At 38.5% G+C, this 16,995-nt stretch carries 7 protein-coding genes; all 7 read right to left on the bottom strand.

Annotated elements, in window-relative coordinates:
* Window positions 1-39: 39 nt before the first annotated feature.
* On the bottom strand, window positions 40-1,560 hold the full coding sequence (locus tag DW800_RS14170) for a glycoside hydrolase family 28 protein (RefSeq protein WP_117681341.1): 1,521 nt from the start codon (window positions 1,558-1,560) through the stop codon (window positions 40-42).
* Between the two features lie 524 nt (window positions 1,561-2,084).
* Window positions 2,085-6,626, bottom strand: coding sequence for a GH92 family glycosyl hydrolase (locus DW800_RS20080; RefSeq protein ID WP_310591092.1), 4,542 nt, complete (start codon window positions 6,624-6,626; stop codon window positions 2,085-2,087).
* Between the two features lies 1 nt (window position 6,627).
* The gene (locus tag DW800_RS14155) at window positions 6,628-8,496 is read right to left on the bottom strand and encodes an FAD-dependent oxidoreductase (RefSeq protein ID WP_117681343.1); all 1,869 of its coding nucleotides are present in this window, start codon (window positions 8,494-8,496) and stop codon (window positions 6,628-6,630) included.
* Window positions 8,497-8,509: 13 nt separating this feature from the next.
* Window positions 8,510-10,591, bottom strand: coding sequence for a GH92 family glycosyl hydrolase (locus DW800_RS14150; RefSeq protein WP_117681344.1), 2,082 nt, complete (start codon window positions 10,589-10,591; stop codon window positions 8,510-8,512).
* Window positions 10,592-10,723: 132 nt separating this feature from the next.
* Window positions 10,724-12,403 (bottom strand): RagB/SusD family nutrient uptake outer membrane protein, encoded by a 1,680-nt coding sequence (locus tag DW800_RS14145; protein ID WP_117681319.1) that lies wholly within the window; start codon window positions 12,401-12,403, stop codon window positions 10,724-10,726.
* A gap of 24 nt (window positions 12,404-12,427) precedes the next feature.
* Window positions 12,428-15,841, bottom strand: coding sequence for a TonB-dependent receptor (locus DW800_RS14140; protein ID WP_117681320.1), 3,414 nt, complete (start codon window positions 15,839-15,841; stop codon window positions 12,428-12,430).
* 27 nt (window positions 15,842-15,868) lie between these two features.
* On the bottom strand, window positions 15,869-16,870 hold the full coding sequence (locus DW800_RS14135) for a FecR family protein (protein WP_117681321.1): 1,002 nt from the start codon (window positions 16,868-16,870) through the stop codon (window positions 15,869-15,871).
* Between the last annotated feature and the right edge of the window lie 125 nt (window positions 16,871-16,995).

Genomic DNA, 16,995 nt, shown 5'->3' with positions numbered 1-16,995 from the left:
TTTTTGATAGTTCTTTAAAAGTCTGTATGCTTTGTCAGTTTAGTTCTCTTTTCCTAAATCCGACTTATAAATAAAAACTTGATTTTTGTGGGACGAATTCGGTTCTTTATAAGAACAATGCCTCAATTGTATGCCATGAACATCATCGCATACAATTGCCGGTCTATAATCTTTCCTATCAGCCATGAATGTGATATTTTCGAATAGGATATGGTCTGCATGGCGTATATACATTCCCCACGCGGGTAATTCCTTAAACTGGGAGAACTCCGGATAGGACTTTCTCATTTCGGGAATACTGTTCAGGGCTTCTGGTGTCAATCCTCGTTCAGCATAGTCCGGATCTCCCCCCCCAGGATAATGCATGACAATATTTCTTAAGGAAATATTCTGAATTCTATATTCAGGTAATCCTATAATACTTGCAGGAGAAATATTACGGGGAAGATGTTCCAAGGGACCTTCGTAATTGTAGCCGGAATCCGGTTTAGAGGCAGCAACCTCTGCATGTATATTTGAGATGGTAATATTACGCATGACAGGCTTATTTCCATCACTCCATCTGTCACCGATGCGCAAGTACATCACATTGCCTATATTGTAAGCTCTAATACTATCAACCGATATATTTTCTATAACTCCTCCATCTACAGTTGCAAATGTTATGACCGACCGATAGGTATCGTACACTTTGATTTTCCGAATTGTAAAGTTACGGAAACCGCCTTTTGAAGCAGTACCAAACTTAATAGCACTGGCACTGGCACGGGCTATACAGTTCTCTACCAGTACATTTTGATTTAATTTGCCAACTTCATGTGATTTAAAACAAATAGCGTCATCGGCAGAATCGAAAAAAGAATTGCGGATAGTCACACTGTCGCAATCTACAATATCGACGCCATCATTATTCCAATATGATTTGCTATTAACGGATATGCCATCAATCAATACATTTATGCATTGGTCATAAGCCTGGGTCCAACTGGCCGGATCTTTCAATGTAATACCTTTTATTTTTACTCCATCGCATTCACGCATATATATATTGTGAGGTCTATTAATTTCGTCAGGCCTATCCATACGGAGTGGATCTTCTATCAGACCCTTATGTACCAAGGATATTGTATTATTTGCAGTAACAAATCCTTGTCCGTCAATACTTCCTGTGCCAATAATGGCTACATTTTTTTGTTTAATAGCAAAAATCATAGAGGTCCTTCCTATGTCAGGATCTTTTTTATAATCAAATGGATTTGTAGAGCCAAGCAATACAGCCCCATCCATCAGATGCAAAGTGACATTGTGTTTGAGATAAATGCTTCCTGTCAAATACTGGCCCTGCTCAAAAAATAATTCTCCGCCACCGTTATCACTAATGAAATCTATAGCATGCTGAATCGTATTGGTATTCAATGTCTTTCCATCCGACTTGGCACCAAAATCTGAGATGCTGATTTTTTTTCTTTGGCAGACCTTAAGGGTTGCATTTCTTTCACTGATTATGTCTTTTATGAAATATTGTTCGTCAAGTACTGTTCCGTCTGATTTTTCTCCCATAATAGTATCTGCAACCTTAACATTGTTACATCCTTTTGTATAAATAGCTTTCAAAACTATAGACTCTTTTTGTGGTTTTATGCCGGGCATTAACCCTTTGCGAATTTGATCTATGGTATTCATTGAAAGTTTTTCACTTTGGCAATCTATTTTTCCATTTCCTAAGATGCTGATATTCTCTTGATTAATAGCATAAATCAGGCTGTAGCATGAATCCACTGCGAAGTAATCATAGGGAGAAGTTGATCCCACAAGTATGGCTCCACCTTTTAGCAAGATAGATACGTCTGATTTCATCTCAATGCTCCCTGTCAGGTATCGTCCTACATTGAACACTAAAGTTCCACCTCCCTGGTTATGAATAAAATTCACAGCTTTTTGTATAGAACTTGTATTTAATGTATTTCCATCTGAACGTATTCCAAACAAAGAAGCTAAGTATTCCTTTGCCGATAATTGAGTCAAAAATGAGAGACTCATAATTAATATAATGTACTTTTTCATAAATTTTATGTCTAATAAAATCAAAGTTTTGTGGCTTTAATAGTTAATGTCTCTTCCTTTAAATATTTTGATTTTACCCTGACTCTTATATTGCCAGGAAAACGTGTTGAACGGATTATTGCCAACATTTTACCTTGGTAAGTTTTCATTTCACTTCCTGCATAAGATTGATGATTCCGGAGATCTCCATTGTCTACTCCCAACAGATTTCCCTCTCCTTCCACAATGACCGTAATCGGCATATCCGCATCGGGTACTAAGATTCCATTCGCATCGACTAATGATATAGTTACATGTGATAAATCCTGTCCGTTACATTTGATGTCTTTTTCATCTGTAGACAATACTATTTTGGCAGGTTTTCCAGAAGTTTCCAATGCATACTCGGCAACTTTCACCTCATCATTAAATCCATGAGCCTCTATTTTCCCTTCTTGATAAGGCACATACCATACAATAGTATTATTAGGATAATCTTTAGTATATCTTCTGCCCATCGATTGTTTATTAATCCATAATTCGACACTTTCACAGTTTGTAATAGTCTGTACCTGAATTATATGTTTTTTATATTGAGGAAAATTCCAATGAGAGGCCATAAAAGGCAATCCCCAATGGTCTTTACCGGGGTCTATATCCAAAGACTGATCAACCACTGCAATGCTGACAATAGGTTTGTTACTCCAAACTGAACGGAAAAATGCAGCAAAAGGTTTTTCAAACATGCAAGTATTGAAAGGAGCCGTAGGCCAACCTTTGCTGGGCCATCCGCTGCTTTCGCCTAAATAGTCGATGCCGGCCCAAATGAACTGACCAAAGATGAACTCCTTATTGGTATCATACCATGGATTAAGAGGGATATACCCTCTTATATTATCTTTGCGACCTCTGAAAAAAGGAAAAACTTCTGAACCAAACATGATGCGTTCAGGAAACTTTGTTTTGTCATCCAAATAGAATGGCTCCTGATAATTGTATCCTACTATATCCGTGACTTCTGTAAATCCTGTTTCATTGTAAACTCTTTCCTTTAGATTTCCGGGAGCTACCGCAAGCATGACCGGACGTGTCGGTTCCTGTTTATGTACATAGTCTTGCAACATTCTTGCCCGTTCAGTCCCTTCTTTCGATGTGTACTCCTGTTCCATCAGTTCATTGCCAATGCTCCACATAATAATAGAAGGATGATTCCTGTCACGTCTTATCATTCCTCCTAAATCCTTTTGCCACCATGTATCAAAATAGGTCTCATAATATCCACTTTTCCATTTGTCAAATGCTTCGTCTATAACCAAAAAACCTAATTTGTCGCATAAGTCTAAGAATTCTGGACTTGGAGGATTATGGCTACACCGTATTGCGTTACATCCGATCTCTTTCAAGATTTTCAATCGCCTTTCGTATGATTTATCAAAAGCGGCAGTACCCAAAGCTCCTGCATCTTGATGTAAGTTTACGCCCTTCATTTTCATCGCTTTCCCATTCAGGTGGAATCCGGTCTGGGCATTATAGTTAAAGTGACGGACTCCAAATGGCGTATGATAATCATCTATAATTTTATCATCAATCCGGATTACAGATTCCAATGTATACAATGAAGGAGAATCTACAGACCATAGACATGGATTAGCAATCTTTAATTGCTGTTTGACCGTCTGCACTGTATGCTCTTTGACGGACACTGGAGTGAGACTGCATGCGATTATTTGTCCCACTGTATCTTTTATCCGGCTCTCCAATAATATATTGCCTTTCTTGGCTGTATAGTTTTCAATGGAGGTTATTACATCAACATCGGCATTATCTTCCTCTATAGTAGGAGTGGTGATGTAAGTCCCCCATGTAGAGATATGTATAGGTGCTGTGACATTCAGCCAAACGTGTCTATATATTCCGGAACCGGAATACCAGCGTGATGACGGTGCATCGGAATGATTGACACGTACTGCTATCGTATTTTTTTCACCATATTTCAGGAACGGTGACAAGTCGTACTCAAATCCAATATAGCCATAAGGGTGGAAGCCTAAATGCTTGCCATTAATATATACATCGCTCTGATGATACACCCCATCAAAGAGGATGCTGATTTTCTTGCCTTTATATTCTGAAGGAACGTCAAATGTTTTTCTATACCAGCCTATGCCTCCAGGAAAGAATCCCATATTTGCTCCATTCTTTTTCTCTACATCCAATGCTATGCTCCAATCATGAGGTAGCTGTACTGTTGGCCAATAAACATCATTATATGTCTGAAGACAAGCATCTTGCGTATCCCCTAACATGAATTTCCAATCAAAATCAAAGCATATCCGTTTCCTTGTATCCGGATACATTTCGGTCTCTGGCGCCTTCAATTTTATGTCCGGTTTATCAGTCATTACAAAAATGAGATGTCCTCCTTTCATTATATCCTTATGCGCGATTGTCAATCCGGTCAAAGGAACCCCATTTAATTCGATAGAATGTACATATTTATTTGCTGTGCTCAATCCTTTAGCTTCCATTGTAAAGGTCTTTCCTTTTGGCAGAGTTAAAACGACCTTATCCAATTGTGGAGCGCCAATGACATACTCGCCGCTAATTGGGTCTACCGGATAAAATCCCATTGCTGAAAAAATGTGCCATGCAGACATTTGCCCGCAATCGTCATTCCCACATAAACCATCCGGTTTGGATAAATAGAAACGATCAAATATTTCACGAATCAAGAATTGGGTTTTGTCTTTTCTGTCGGCATAGCTATACAAATAAGCAACATGGTGGCTCGGTTCATTTCCGTGGGCATATTGCCCTATCAGTCCAGTGACATCTGAAGTAAAGCCCGTATTGTTAGCTCTGGTCTCAAGAAAAAATAGCGAATCTAACTTTTGTACAAATTTCTCATTTCCTCCCATGAGCTCAATCAATCCTTTGATGTCATGCTGTACGTGCCAAGTGTATTGCCATGAATTTCCCTCTGTAAAGTCTCCTCCTGATGTTCCGGCATGGGATAACAAAAAGGGATTAAAAGGTGTTCGCCAATTTCCTTTACTATCCCGGCCTCTCAATAATCCAAGCCGCGAGTCGAATAGATTCTTATAAAAACCAGAACGTTTAAGGAAGTAGGTATAATCTTCTTCTTTCCCCAAATTCCTAGCCAACTGAGCCGCACAATAGTCATCATAGCAACTTTCAACAGTGCGTGAAACAGATTCTTCCTTTATGACATCAAAAGGATAATAACCATATTTCATGTAAATATCCCAATTACTCTTTGGGTGATTAACTGTTAAAGAGTTCTTGATGGCTGTGTAGGCTTCTTCTGCGTCAAAACCATTAAATCCTTTTAAATATGCATCTACTACCACAGGGATGGCATGGTTTGCTATCATGCAATAATTTTCCTTACCCCACAATGCCCATATCGGTAAATATCCTTGTACTTTTGCATGTTCAATCATGCTATTCACGAAATCATTCACGTATTCAGGAGTTAATATAGTATACAAAGGATGTGCTGCTCGATAGGTATCCCACAATGATAATGTTGAATAATATCCGCTTTTTGAATAAAAAACGCTATCATTAACTCCTCTATACCGACCATCTACATCTGTAATGTCATTAGGTTGGGTATACAAATGGTATAAGGACGTATAAAATGCTGTTTTTTGTTCTGGAGTTCCTTGCACTTGAACACGTGAAAGAAGTTTTTTCCATTTACTTTGTGCCTGTTCTTTTACCGATTCAAAATTCCATCCTGGGTTTTCTTTTTCCAATGCCAATTTTGCTCCTTCAATACTGACTGTAGATAAACCTACTTTTACTTGGACTATATCGTTTTGGTTGGTATTAAACTTCAAAATAATTTTTTTCGTATTCTTTTCCGGCTCACCAATCTTCTTGACGATTTTGTAGGGCTTATCGAACTGTATTACATAATAAATCCTTCTTTCAACCCATGCACTTGCTTTATTAAAGCCTATTATGGTTTTACTGTCAGGCATTTCAACCTTTGATAGATGTACTTTTCTTCCTCTATGGCTATCTGCCGGCTTATTAGACAGGCCACCAGTCAGATCTATGTATATATACTTTGAAGTGTTTTTCGTAAAAGAATAGCGATGAAAAGCGGTGCGATGAGTAGCGGTCAATTCTACATTTACTCCTGCATCAGTCAGCTCTACAGAATAGTAGCCAGGAGATGCTGTTTGAGTGTCTCGATTATAATGGCTTTTCAACTTATCTGTTGTTTCATTACAGAAAGGATACATGAGGATGTCGCCTAAATCGGGAACTCCTGTGCCATTCAAGTGTGTTTGGGCAAAACCTTCGATAATTTCATCGTCATAATTATATCCGGAACAATACTTCCAACTTCCGTTCCCCGAATGTGGGCTTGCCTGAATCAGTCCGAAAGGCAGGCAAGCTCCTGGAAAAGTATGTCCATTTTCGGCATTGCCAATAAAAGGATTCACATATTCTAAAGGACCTTTATCCGCCTTGTTTTCTGCAGTCATGTATGTAAACATGCATAATGCGGAAAAACATAAGATGTATTTTATATATATACAATTCATATCAATGGTTACTTTTATTTGTTATGCTTTCGTAAATATTTCGCAAGACGTTTCTGCGAGTATCTCCTTCTTTTATTTTCATGCCCGACAGTGCTGACCATAGAACCGCAGTCTCCTTATCAACTATTCCATCCAAATTCGCATTCCAATCCGGCAGATACCCTTGAAGCCCCATACGTTGTGTTAATAGAAAATCTTTGTCTTCAATAGACATGTCTTTAAAATACATAAGTGTAGCTTTTTGGTCGAGTAATTTTTCTTGCAATAGAGTGACGTTTATATTTTTTACTTTTGTGTTCTGGTCAATACTTATTGAGGCTGCTAAACCCGCTGCTTGCCCCAAGGCCATCCAACATGGCTCCATGCGCAATGTGGAAAAACCAATATGACTGCCAGACACAGCTACGGGAATCAACAGATTATCGATTTCTTCAGGTACCATAACTCCATACGGGACAGTGTAAGGTGCTGCTCCATAACTGATGAATCCGTCCAAATTTATTTTGCCAGGTTCACGCTTGCGAACTGCATGGGAATCTAAGGCATAATCGCTACTTGTCACGCTGGAACGATGAATAGGAGGTCTTTTACCTTTCGCAACGGGCAGTGCATCATTTGCCGTAAAGAAATATTTTCCCTTGAAACGCCTCCCTTCCCTTACATACACCTGACGGGGAAAGTTTTCATTATCAACATACTCATCTTTTGCCAGTCCCCATTTTTGAGTTTCTGCACGAAAATGTTCCGGGAGTTCTGCATCATTCTGTACAAACCAAAATAAACCCAAAGTATAGTCTTTGAGGCGTTTGGAAAATTTGTCACGCCAATCCCAGCTTGATGTAGGCCAAGGCCAGTTCTCTTCCGGTAAATCTGTTGAGACAAAGGATAGGTGCTGATTGTTGGCATCCGTTTTATCATTAGGAATCTTTTTAATGTTGGAAATTTTGTGCATTCCCCATCTGTCTCCCGGTATTTTTGTCTTATTGCCTTTGGCTATATGTTCACGATTTTCTGCCAGCATTTCAGGTGTCACATTTGCCATTTGGAAGCCTGTATGCCTTCCTGTCCAGATATCATCAATCAAAGAAGAATAGTCGTTTCTGTTATAGTTATCCGGCTTCTCTATGGGAATTTTGTTCGAAGAATCTGTAGTCAGGCATATACGGTAATTATAGGCTTGAATTGAGTTGTCTCCAATGAACGTGCTGCAATCCTGTTCTGTCCCACCCCAATATTTGTAGACATTTCCTGCTCCGGGCTCATTGAATTCTGTTTTTCCTTCGCGTCCGACTCTGAATGGAATACCTGCTGCGGCCCCTAAATCACCTTCATAGGTGGCATCAACAAATATTTTCCCTTCGTAAGTTTCAACATCGCCGGATAACCTGTTCTGTATTCTAATAGAAACAATCTTGTCATTCTCAATCGTTACATTTTGAGGGTCAGAATCAAATTGTCTCATAGTAAGTACTGTTATGCATTGCTGATATTCATTCAGCATGTTTTGCAATGTGTTATAAGCGACTGAAGGCTCAAAATAAAAACCGCCGTCACAGTCTTTTACTTGTTGTGAGTTTTTCCCATACTTGTCCACATAATATTTTAAATTGCCTTTTAAGAAATCAAGGAATAAACCGGTCGTAGCCCCACGTGTAGCTAGGTCTGTTGCTCCCAAACCATTTGCCGGTAGGCCTCCAATATAGGCTGTTCGCTCCAACAGAAGAATTTTTTTCCCTTCTCTTGCTGCCGAAATGGCTGTCATTATCCCTCCTGGAGTACCTCCTATTATTATAACATCATACAATGTATCTGCATAAGAAGTTAGGATGGAAAGCAAACAAATGCATGTGCTTATTATTCTGTTTTTCATTTTATTATAGTTTTTATCGTAAATAATTAAATTGAATGTTTTCTGTTCCCCATTTTCCATTTGGTGCTGTTCCTAAATGGATGGTCAATTCCCCTCCATTCATTATTTCTTCATAACTTATCCAACTTCGTTCTAATTTTCTTCCATTCAATTGTACGGTCTGTATATACATGTCGTCATTTGATTTTCTTATAGTTCTGATGCGCAACTTCTTTCCCGTTGTATAATTTAATGTTATGGAGTCAAATAGAGGAGCAGATATCCAATAATACGGTATTCCGGGGCATACCGGAAATAACCCGATTGTTGACAAGACGAGCCATGAGGACATTGTGCCTGCGTCATCGTCCATCTCCTTCATATAGCCGTCTGGAGATGTTTTAAATACCTTACCGATATAAGGCTTTTCCCACTTGTCATGAGTTCCGTAATAATTCACTGTCGGATTCAGGATGATATCTTGTATTATCTTCTGAGCTTTCCAAGGCTGACCTAAATAGTAATAAAGGTAAGGCACATGAATATCAGGTTCATTGGCAATGTTAAACAAATGATTTTGAAAAAAGTAATCTAACTCTGCGATAGTTTTATCTTTGTTACCTATTGAATTAATCATCCAGTCCAAATCATAGGGGACAAACCAGCGATATTGCCAAAGTGTTCCTTCATATAAATTATCTCCATGCATCACATCTGCATTTTCTCCCATTATTTTAAATTTGTCGTTCCAGACAGTGCGATATTCCTGCGATTTTTTCAAATATGTTTGTGCAATCAATGGCAAATGAAGTAAAGTGGCTATACGTGATAAAGCCCAAAGATCATAGCATCTTTCCAGCATTTTGTCGGGTGTATTACCGGGAATCAGATTTGCTTCTGCCAGCATTTTATCGAAAACCAACTCTACGGCTTCAGGACTTGTCAGTCCTTTGTTTAAGGCATCCAATACCAAGACTATGGAATGTTCCGTGCGAACAGTTGGAAAGGGCTCTGTATTTGTAGCCCAGTCCGTTTTCCCTTGTTGGTAAAGTTTGAGCAAAGAATACATCATGTCTTTATATCTATCGGTCAACAAAAAGCTAAACAAAGGATCTTTTGTGCGGAAAGTATCCCAGATAGACCAGCCATGATAATAAGAACGTCCCGAATAATACGTTTTCCCATCACTGCCTTTGAATTGAGAAGAATAATCTGTCACATCAAATGGCGTTTGAACCGCATGGTATATTCTTGTATAAAATGATTTCTTAAGCTCCATATTGTCTGTTTCAACAACAACCTTATTCAAAAGCTCCTCCCATTTCTTGCAAGCCTCAGCCTTAATATCGTCAAAATTCTTATTGCCTAATTCCGCCAGTTTGTTTCTTTTTGCATTGTTGGAACTGACAGTTGACAATCCGACTCTCAACGTTATAACCTCTGTTTTTGAAGAAGTAAACGACCAACATAGCCGCCCCTCTTTCTCTGATAAATCAACATCTTTTTTATCTATATCAATATGATAATAGAATGTATAATATCCGCAGTCGCAGACGTTAGGAGCACTTACAGTACCGTATACCGCTTGGGAATTCTCCAAATGATGTATTTCATTCGCATTACCTGAAAATGAAGAGTTTAAATCGAGAATTAATCCTGCGTTCTGTGTCTTAGGGTATATGAAACGGTATATCGCAGATGTACGTCCAGCTGTTATTTCTACAAAGATGCCGTTTTTTAGCTTAACGCTATAATATCCAGGGCATGCCTTTTCGCTCTTTTTATCCAACTTTTCTGTTGGGGAAGGAATCTCGACAAACGGAAGTAAACGCAAGTTCCCGCCTGCTCCCCTGCAACCCACTCCTGAGATTCTGGTTTGGGAAAAGCCTTTAATTTCTTCTGCCAGATAATTATATCCAGCCTGCCCTGACGGCTTTGTATCAGGACCGGGTTTTATCATGCCAAAGGGAATATTAGCTGACGGGTCAGTCTGACCGTGGTCATCAGCTGTACCGATAAATGGATCAATATACGATGCCAATGGCTGTTGGGCATAACCAATAGAAAAGTTAGTATATACTCCTATCAAGAGTATATATATTACAAATATTTTCATTGTATTCGCTTTAAAAGTAATTTCAAACATTTCATATTCAGAAGCGTATGACTTACATCCGTGAGCAAATGCCTACGGATGTAAATCATTTTTTTGCCTCTGAAATATGTTTTCTATGTATTATGCATATTGTCAATATCCGGGATTCTGTTCTAACTTCGGATTTGCTGTAATTTCACGTTGTGGGATAGGCCACAGATAATCACGATTGTCTTCTTTGTTGAACTTGCGGACTTCAACTACGCGCATTTCCTCCCTATTAGGCACATTGGAGTAATCAGGAATACCATTCTCATCAATGGTGGGTGCTGTAGATAAAAGTCCTTTGGGTATGCGACCATAAAGAGGACCATTCAATACATATTCCGCTATCCGCCAACGTCTGATGTCAAACAGGCGAAGCCCTTCACCCGCCAACTCATATAAACGTTCTTTGCGAACAGCTGAACGGAGTTCTGCTTGGCTGAGGCCATTTGGCAATGGGGGCATGCTTACGCCGGGACGTTGCCTGACTTCATTTATTGCATTATAAACAGATTGGTCTATTTGGTTCGCTTCTATTTTGGCTTCTGCATAAATCAGTAGAATCTCTGCATAACGAAGCATGATTTGATGAATTTCCGATTCTGTCGGGTTTCCCCAATCGGCAGGATCATCTGCATATTTCCGCCAGCAATATCCGGTAAAAGTTGCATAAGGATTGGTTACATCCTCATTCTTCATGCGCACAGGCTTTTCTCCACGATAATTCCAGCATTCAACGCTGTCCTTATGAGTCTCAAACTGATATCCCATAAAGATTGAACCGGAAAGAGCAATGGTATAGCCCAAACGTGGGTCTCTGTTTTCATAAGGCTTTTCAGGGTTGTATAGGGCCGATTTATCTATATCCTTTCCATCTATACATTGGTATGCATCCACTACAGATTGCGTAGGTACTCTGCTGGATCCTCCTTTCCCATTTCGTGAACCGAAATTACGGGCGGTAGCATGAGTCTTTTTAGCAGCCTTTACATATTGGGTAGCCCAGATTATTTCTTTTGAATTCTTGCCGGCATACATGAAAAGTTCGGAGAAGTTATCATCCAAGGAGTATATTCCCATATTCATAATAGCTTTGGCTGCTTCCGCTGCAATTTCCCATTTCTCGTTATATAAAGCGGTACGGGCCTTGATGCCTAATGCAACCGCTTTAGTGACCTCTCCTTTATCGCTACTCTGATCTGGCAAGTATTCCACAGATTCATCCAATTCTTTAAAAATGAAATTAATGATATCTGCTTTAGGAGTCCTGGGCATGATAGCTTGCTTTAAATCGGGTATAATAGTAACCAAAGGGACAGCACCATAAAACTCAATCAGCCTATGGTAGGTATAAGCTCTAAGAACCCGAGCTTGTGCTTCAATGTTTTTATAGACTTCTTGATTTACATTCTCTTGAGCCCGTTGCATATTGTTAAGTAAATAGTTGCATCTGCAAATCGTAGCATACATCATCTTCCATATTTCAGCAGCATATCCTGTATCTGCATTGGCTTTACCTGCAACGAAACTCGGTAAACCTGACGAATTGCGCTCAAAAGCGATATCAGTAGCTGCATCCAAACTAATCCATGTTCCATAGTTTCCGCTAGAAGGAGTATAGGTTGCATTAGCATTATATGCACTGTATAAAGCTTTTCGGAGTTCAGATTCATCAGTCAAATAGGTATCCGAAGATGGACCGTTCAATGGATATTGATCCAGACTGCTACAAGCGGCAGCCACTAAAATCAATAATCCGATTGCAATTATATAAATTGTTTTTTTCATTCTGTTAGCATTTAAATTGATATATCAAAATTTTACTTCAAGACCAAAACTATACACTTTTACTTGGGGATAGAAATTGACCATACCTGTCGGGGCTTCTACATTATAGCCTTTCCAAAATTTGTCAAGGGTAAACAAGTTGGTGCCATTGGCAAAAAATCTTAGGTGGTTGATGCCCCATTTTTTTGTGAGATTCACAGGTAGGGTGTAACCTACCTGTAGATTTTTCAATCTGAGATAGGAAGCATCTTTTAGCCAGAAAGTAGATACCTGATTGTTATTGCTTTCATTGAAAGCAAGTCTCGGATATGCTGCGTTACGGTTATTCTCTGTCCAATAATCTTTGTGTTCTTCTAACACGGTTCCGCCAACACTTTCTCCACTGACAAAAGGTACAATACCAGGTCCCTGCAAATAACCGTCAGCTTTGCCTACTCCTTGGAAGAACATTGATAAATCAATACCTTTATAGTTCGCACCTATATTCAGACCAAATGTATAGCGAGGAATGGTGCTTCCAATTACAACTTTATCGTCACCGTTAATCCTATTATCACCATTCAGGTCTCTATATTTAATATCACCAGGCTTGATGGTGCCAACTTGGGTAGCACTGTTGGCTATTTCCTCTTCTGACTGGAAGTATCCTTCAGCAATATAACCATAAATTGAATTGATAGGATGACCTTCACGATTGGCTATAAATCCTGTTCCATTCTGTCCTCTGAGATCTGTTATCTTATTCTTTACATCGCTCAAATTGAAATTTACACTATATTGCAAATCACCAATTTTATCCCTATAAGTTATACCCAGCTCCCATCCTTTGTTTTCCACAACTCCTGCATTCTGCACAGGTGCATCAAGTCCGATAGTATAAGGAATAGGTAGGGTCAACAGAATATCACGTGTTTCCTTTTGATAATAATCGGCTGTTATATTCAGTTTATTGAACAGTGTCATGTCAAGGCCTATATCTTTAGACTCTGTAGTTTCCCATTTTATCAAGCTATTAGGCATTTTACTGAAGACTGCCATATTTACCACTTGGTTCCCCATTGCAGTAACTCCAAAAACCATCTGTGTTGTAAATGGATAGTATGAGCTACCTACATTCTGATTACCCAGTTTTCCCCAAGAGACTCTCAATTTCAAATCATCAAGGAATTTCTCTTTCAATTTTCGCATGAATTTCTCTTCTGAGATGCGCCATCCTACAGAGGCGGAAGGGAATGTAGCCCACTTGTTGCCTTTGGCAAAGCGTGAAGAACCATCGCGACGAATATTAAACTCAAACAGATATTTTTGTTTATAGTTATAGTTGGCACGCGCAAAAAATGAACGAAGTACGAATCGGTCTCTTCCGCCACTCACGCTTTGGTTAGCTACGGAACCTGTATTCAGAACCGGATAATTGACATCTATCGAATCTCGATATGCCGAGAAATTTTTAGCATGTCTTTCTTCCTGGGAAGCACCGGCAAGTACTGTGATGTTGTGATCTCCGATGTTCTTTTCAGCAGTAAGTGTTGCTCTTACATTATTATGCAAGGTCTTTGCGTCAGAGTTTGTTAATGAATTTTTGGTCGGATGGACGAAACTGGGGTTTCCATCTGGTAAATAGGATTGTATTGCCTTGGTCAAGTTGTCGTTACTGGCAACCGTATATTTAGGAGCTACATTTACTTCTGCGGTTAGCCAACTAAAGGGGGAATAAATCAACGAGGTATTGATGCTTCCCCAGATTGTTCTGGTAACAAATGCACCAGCATCTTTGGCATGTGATATAGGGTTCACGCCATTCCAACCGACTCCCCAGCTGCCATCGGAATTAATACCGATTTGATTGGCTGGTATGCCATTCATCCATATAAAGATATTTCCTGCCCCTGATGACGGACTGGACTTCTTTGTGCTGGTAAACTGAAGGTCAACCTTGGCTTTCAGCTTTGACGAAAACTTCCAGTCCATATTATTCCGCAGATTTAATCTTTTAAATGATGAATTCTCAATCAAACCGTCTTGGGTAAAATAACCCAAAGAAGTGAATGTTTTCAGTTTCTCGTTACCTCCACTGATGTTCAGAAAGTGGCTTTGCTGGAAGCCTGATTTTGTCAAGGTTTTCTTTTGCCAATCCGTATTAGGATAATCATCCGAACTAACTCCATTTTGTTTCTTGTATTGCTCAATCAATTCATCTGAATACAATGGGTCTCTTCCTACATTTTTATAGGCAACATTCAGTAAAGTCATATATCCTACGGCATCAACTATGTCTGGCATATTGGTAGGTTCCTGCCATCCCAAATAGTTCGTATATGAAATTGCAAATCGGCCTTCAGAACCACGTTTGGTAGTAACTAGCACTACGCCATTGGCAGCCCGGGAACCATAAATTGCGGCTGATGCAGCATCCTTCAATACTGAAACGGACTCAATAAGGTTTGGATCTATATTATTGATAGAACCTTCGACACCATCAATGAGTACTAACGGATTAGCATCACTAAGGGTCCCGATACCACGAATTCTGATACTGCCACTATCTGCACCTGGTTCACCAGATCTTTGTGTGACGGTAACACCGGGAAGAACTCCTTGCAAGGCTACAGATGTTTGTCCTACAGGCTTAATTTTAATGTCTGCGGAAGATGCAACAGCTATTGCACCAGTAAGATTTACTCTTTTTTGGGTACCATATCCTACAACAACCACTTCGTCTAGCAGTTCAGAGTCTTCTATTAATTTTATCTTAAAACCATTATTATTACCAACTTTAATCTCCTGAGATTTATAGCCAATCGAAGTTATATGCAAAATCGCATTAGAAGCAACCTCCAACGAAAAAGAACCATCTATTGAAGTAATAGTACCATTCGTTGTTCCCTTCTCCATAATATTAGCTCCAATAACAGGTTCTCCTTTATCGTCAGTTATTGTACCTGCAATTTTTCGCTTTGATTGTTGACCTTTAGGAAGAATAATAATTTTACTATTTTCGATCTTGTACTTGCTATCTGGCAGTATTTGAGTCATAACGCTCTTTATAGAAGCATTTTTAGCTTTAACGGAAACTTTTCTGTTCAAATCAATGTCCGAATTCTTATAAAAGAAAACATATTCAGTGTTTTGTTCAATAGCTTTTATTGCTTCATTTAGGGTGACATCAGACAATGTCAGATTCACTCTACGATTTTGTGCCTTAGATTCTTGTATGAAAAGACTAGAAAATAAGGCTATAAAGAAAAGAAAACATATTTGTGTTCTTTTTCTTGAAATAAAGTTAACAAAGGATATATTTGCCTTTGTATTAGATTTATTTTTCATAAATTTGTGTACTACATTTTTTACTTTTGTACATCCAGTTGTTGGCCTGTACAGAATCTTTTTTATAATCAGGCAAATGGTGCGAACATTTGCCTGTTTTTTGTTATCCATATTTACTATTTCATAGGCAATATCTTTTTAGGGTTTAACTTTGGGATATTTGGAACGGACGATAATTTCTTCTGTTCCGATCTCATATTTAATAGGAATTATCAGTGACAATAATTCCAATATTTCTTCCTTACTTTCTTTTCTGATAGTGAGTGACAACCGTTGATTTAAATCAATTGATTCTTCTGAAGTTACATTTACACCATACCAGAACCCAATGCTTTGTAGTACTTCAGATAATTTTTTATCTGAGAGAACTAATTGTTCATTAGTCCAAAGTACTTGATTTTGAGCATTAAATTCTTCGATTGCATGTTCACCAGTCTCTTTATGAATGGAAATTTTTTGATTAGGTTGTAATATGACATTCTTTGAATTGTTGAAGATGACCTCTACTTTCCCAGATAAAAGAACTGTTTCCATGGATGACCGACCAGGGTAGTTCTTCAAATCAAATTGTGTCCCCAATACACGAACTTTCATTTTATCTGTTTCTACATAAAAGGGTACCTTGGGGTTTGGGGTCACATCAAAGTAACCTTCTCCTTCTAATTTAACTATTCTGGCTTCTTCTGAAAACTTTTCTGGGTAAACTAGTTTGCTTCCTGCATTCAGCCATACAATAGTACCGTCAGGTAAGGCAACATTCCCTTTGCTATCTTTGCCCATAATTACATTATTTACAATTTTCTCTTGTATATTCGCAGATTTCATAGATTTACCCAATAGAAAACCGCCTGTCGAGAAAATAGCAATAAGTAAAGAAGCTGCTACTGAAATGCGATAAAATAGAAGTTTGTTCATCCGCTTTTTCTTTTCTTCATATTTGGCTGCGCGTTTCTTAAACAACTCTATTGCCCTATTGATTTCTACCTCACGTAAGAATATATTATTTGAAGAGTACCAAATTTGTTGGATATCACGGAATAGTTTCGGATGATTTGAATCTTCTCTCAACCATTCAAGCAATTTTTGTTTCTCTTCCAGAGTTGCAGTATCACTTAAGTATTTTGATATTAATTTTTCCATAATATAGATGTATCAATTCATTGCATAACACAAAAATGAAACGTTTTACCCTACCTCAACTAAAAACTTTTTTTGTTTTTTTTCTTTAGAAAACCAAAATAATTATATTTGCAGCCAAATTTTCC

It is taken from the genome of Bacteroides sp. AM32-11AC (assembly GCF_003603515.1).
Classification (GTDB): Bacteria; Bacteroidota; Bacteroidia; order Bacteroidales; family Bacteroidaceae; genus Bacteroides; species Bacteroides uniformis.
This window is presented reverse-complemented; position numbering and strand designations above follow the sequence as displayed.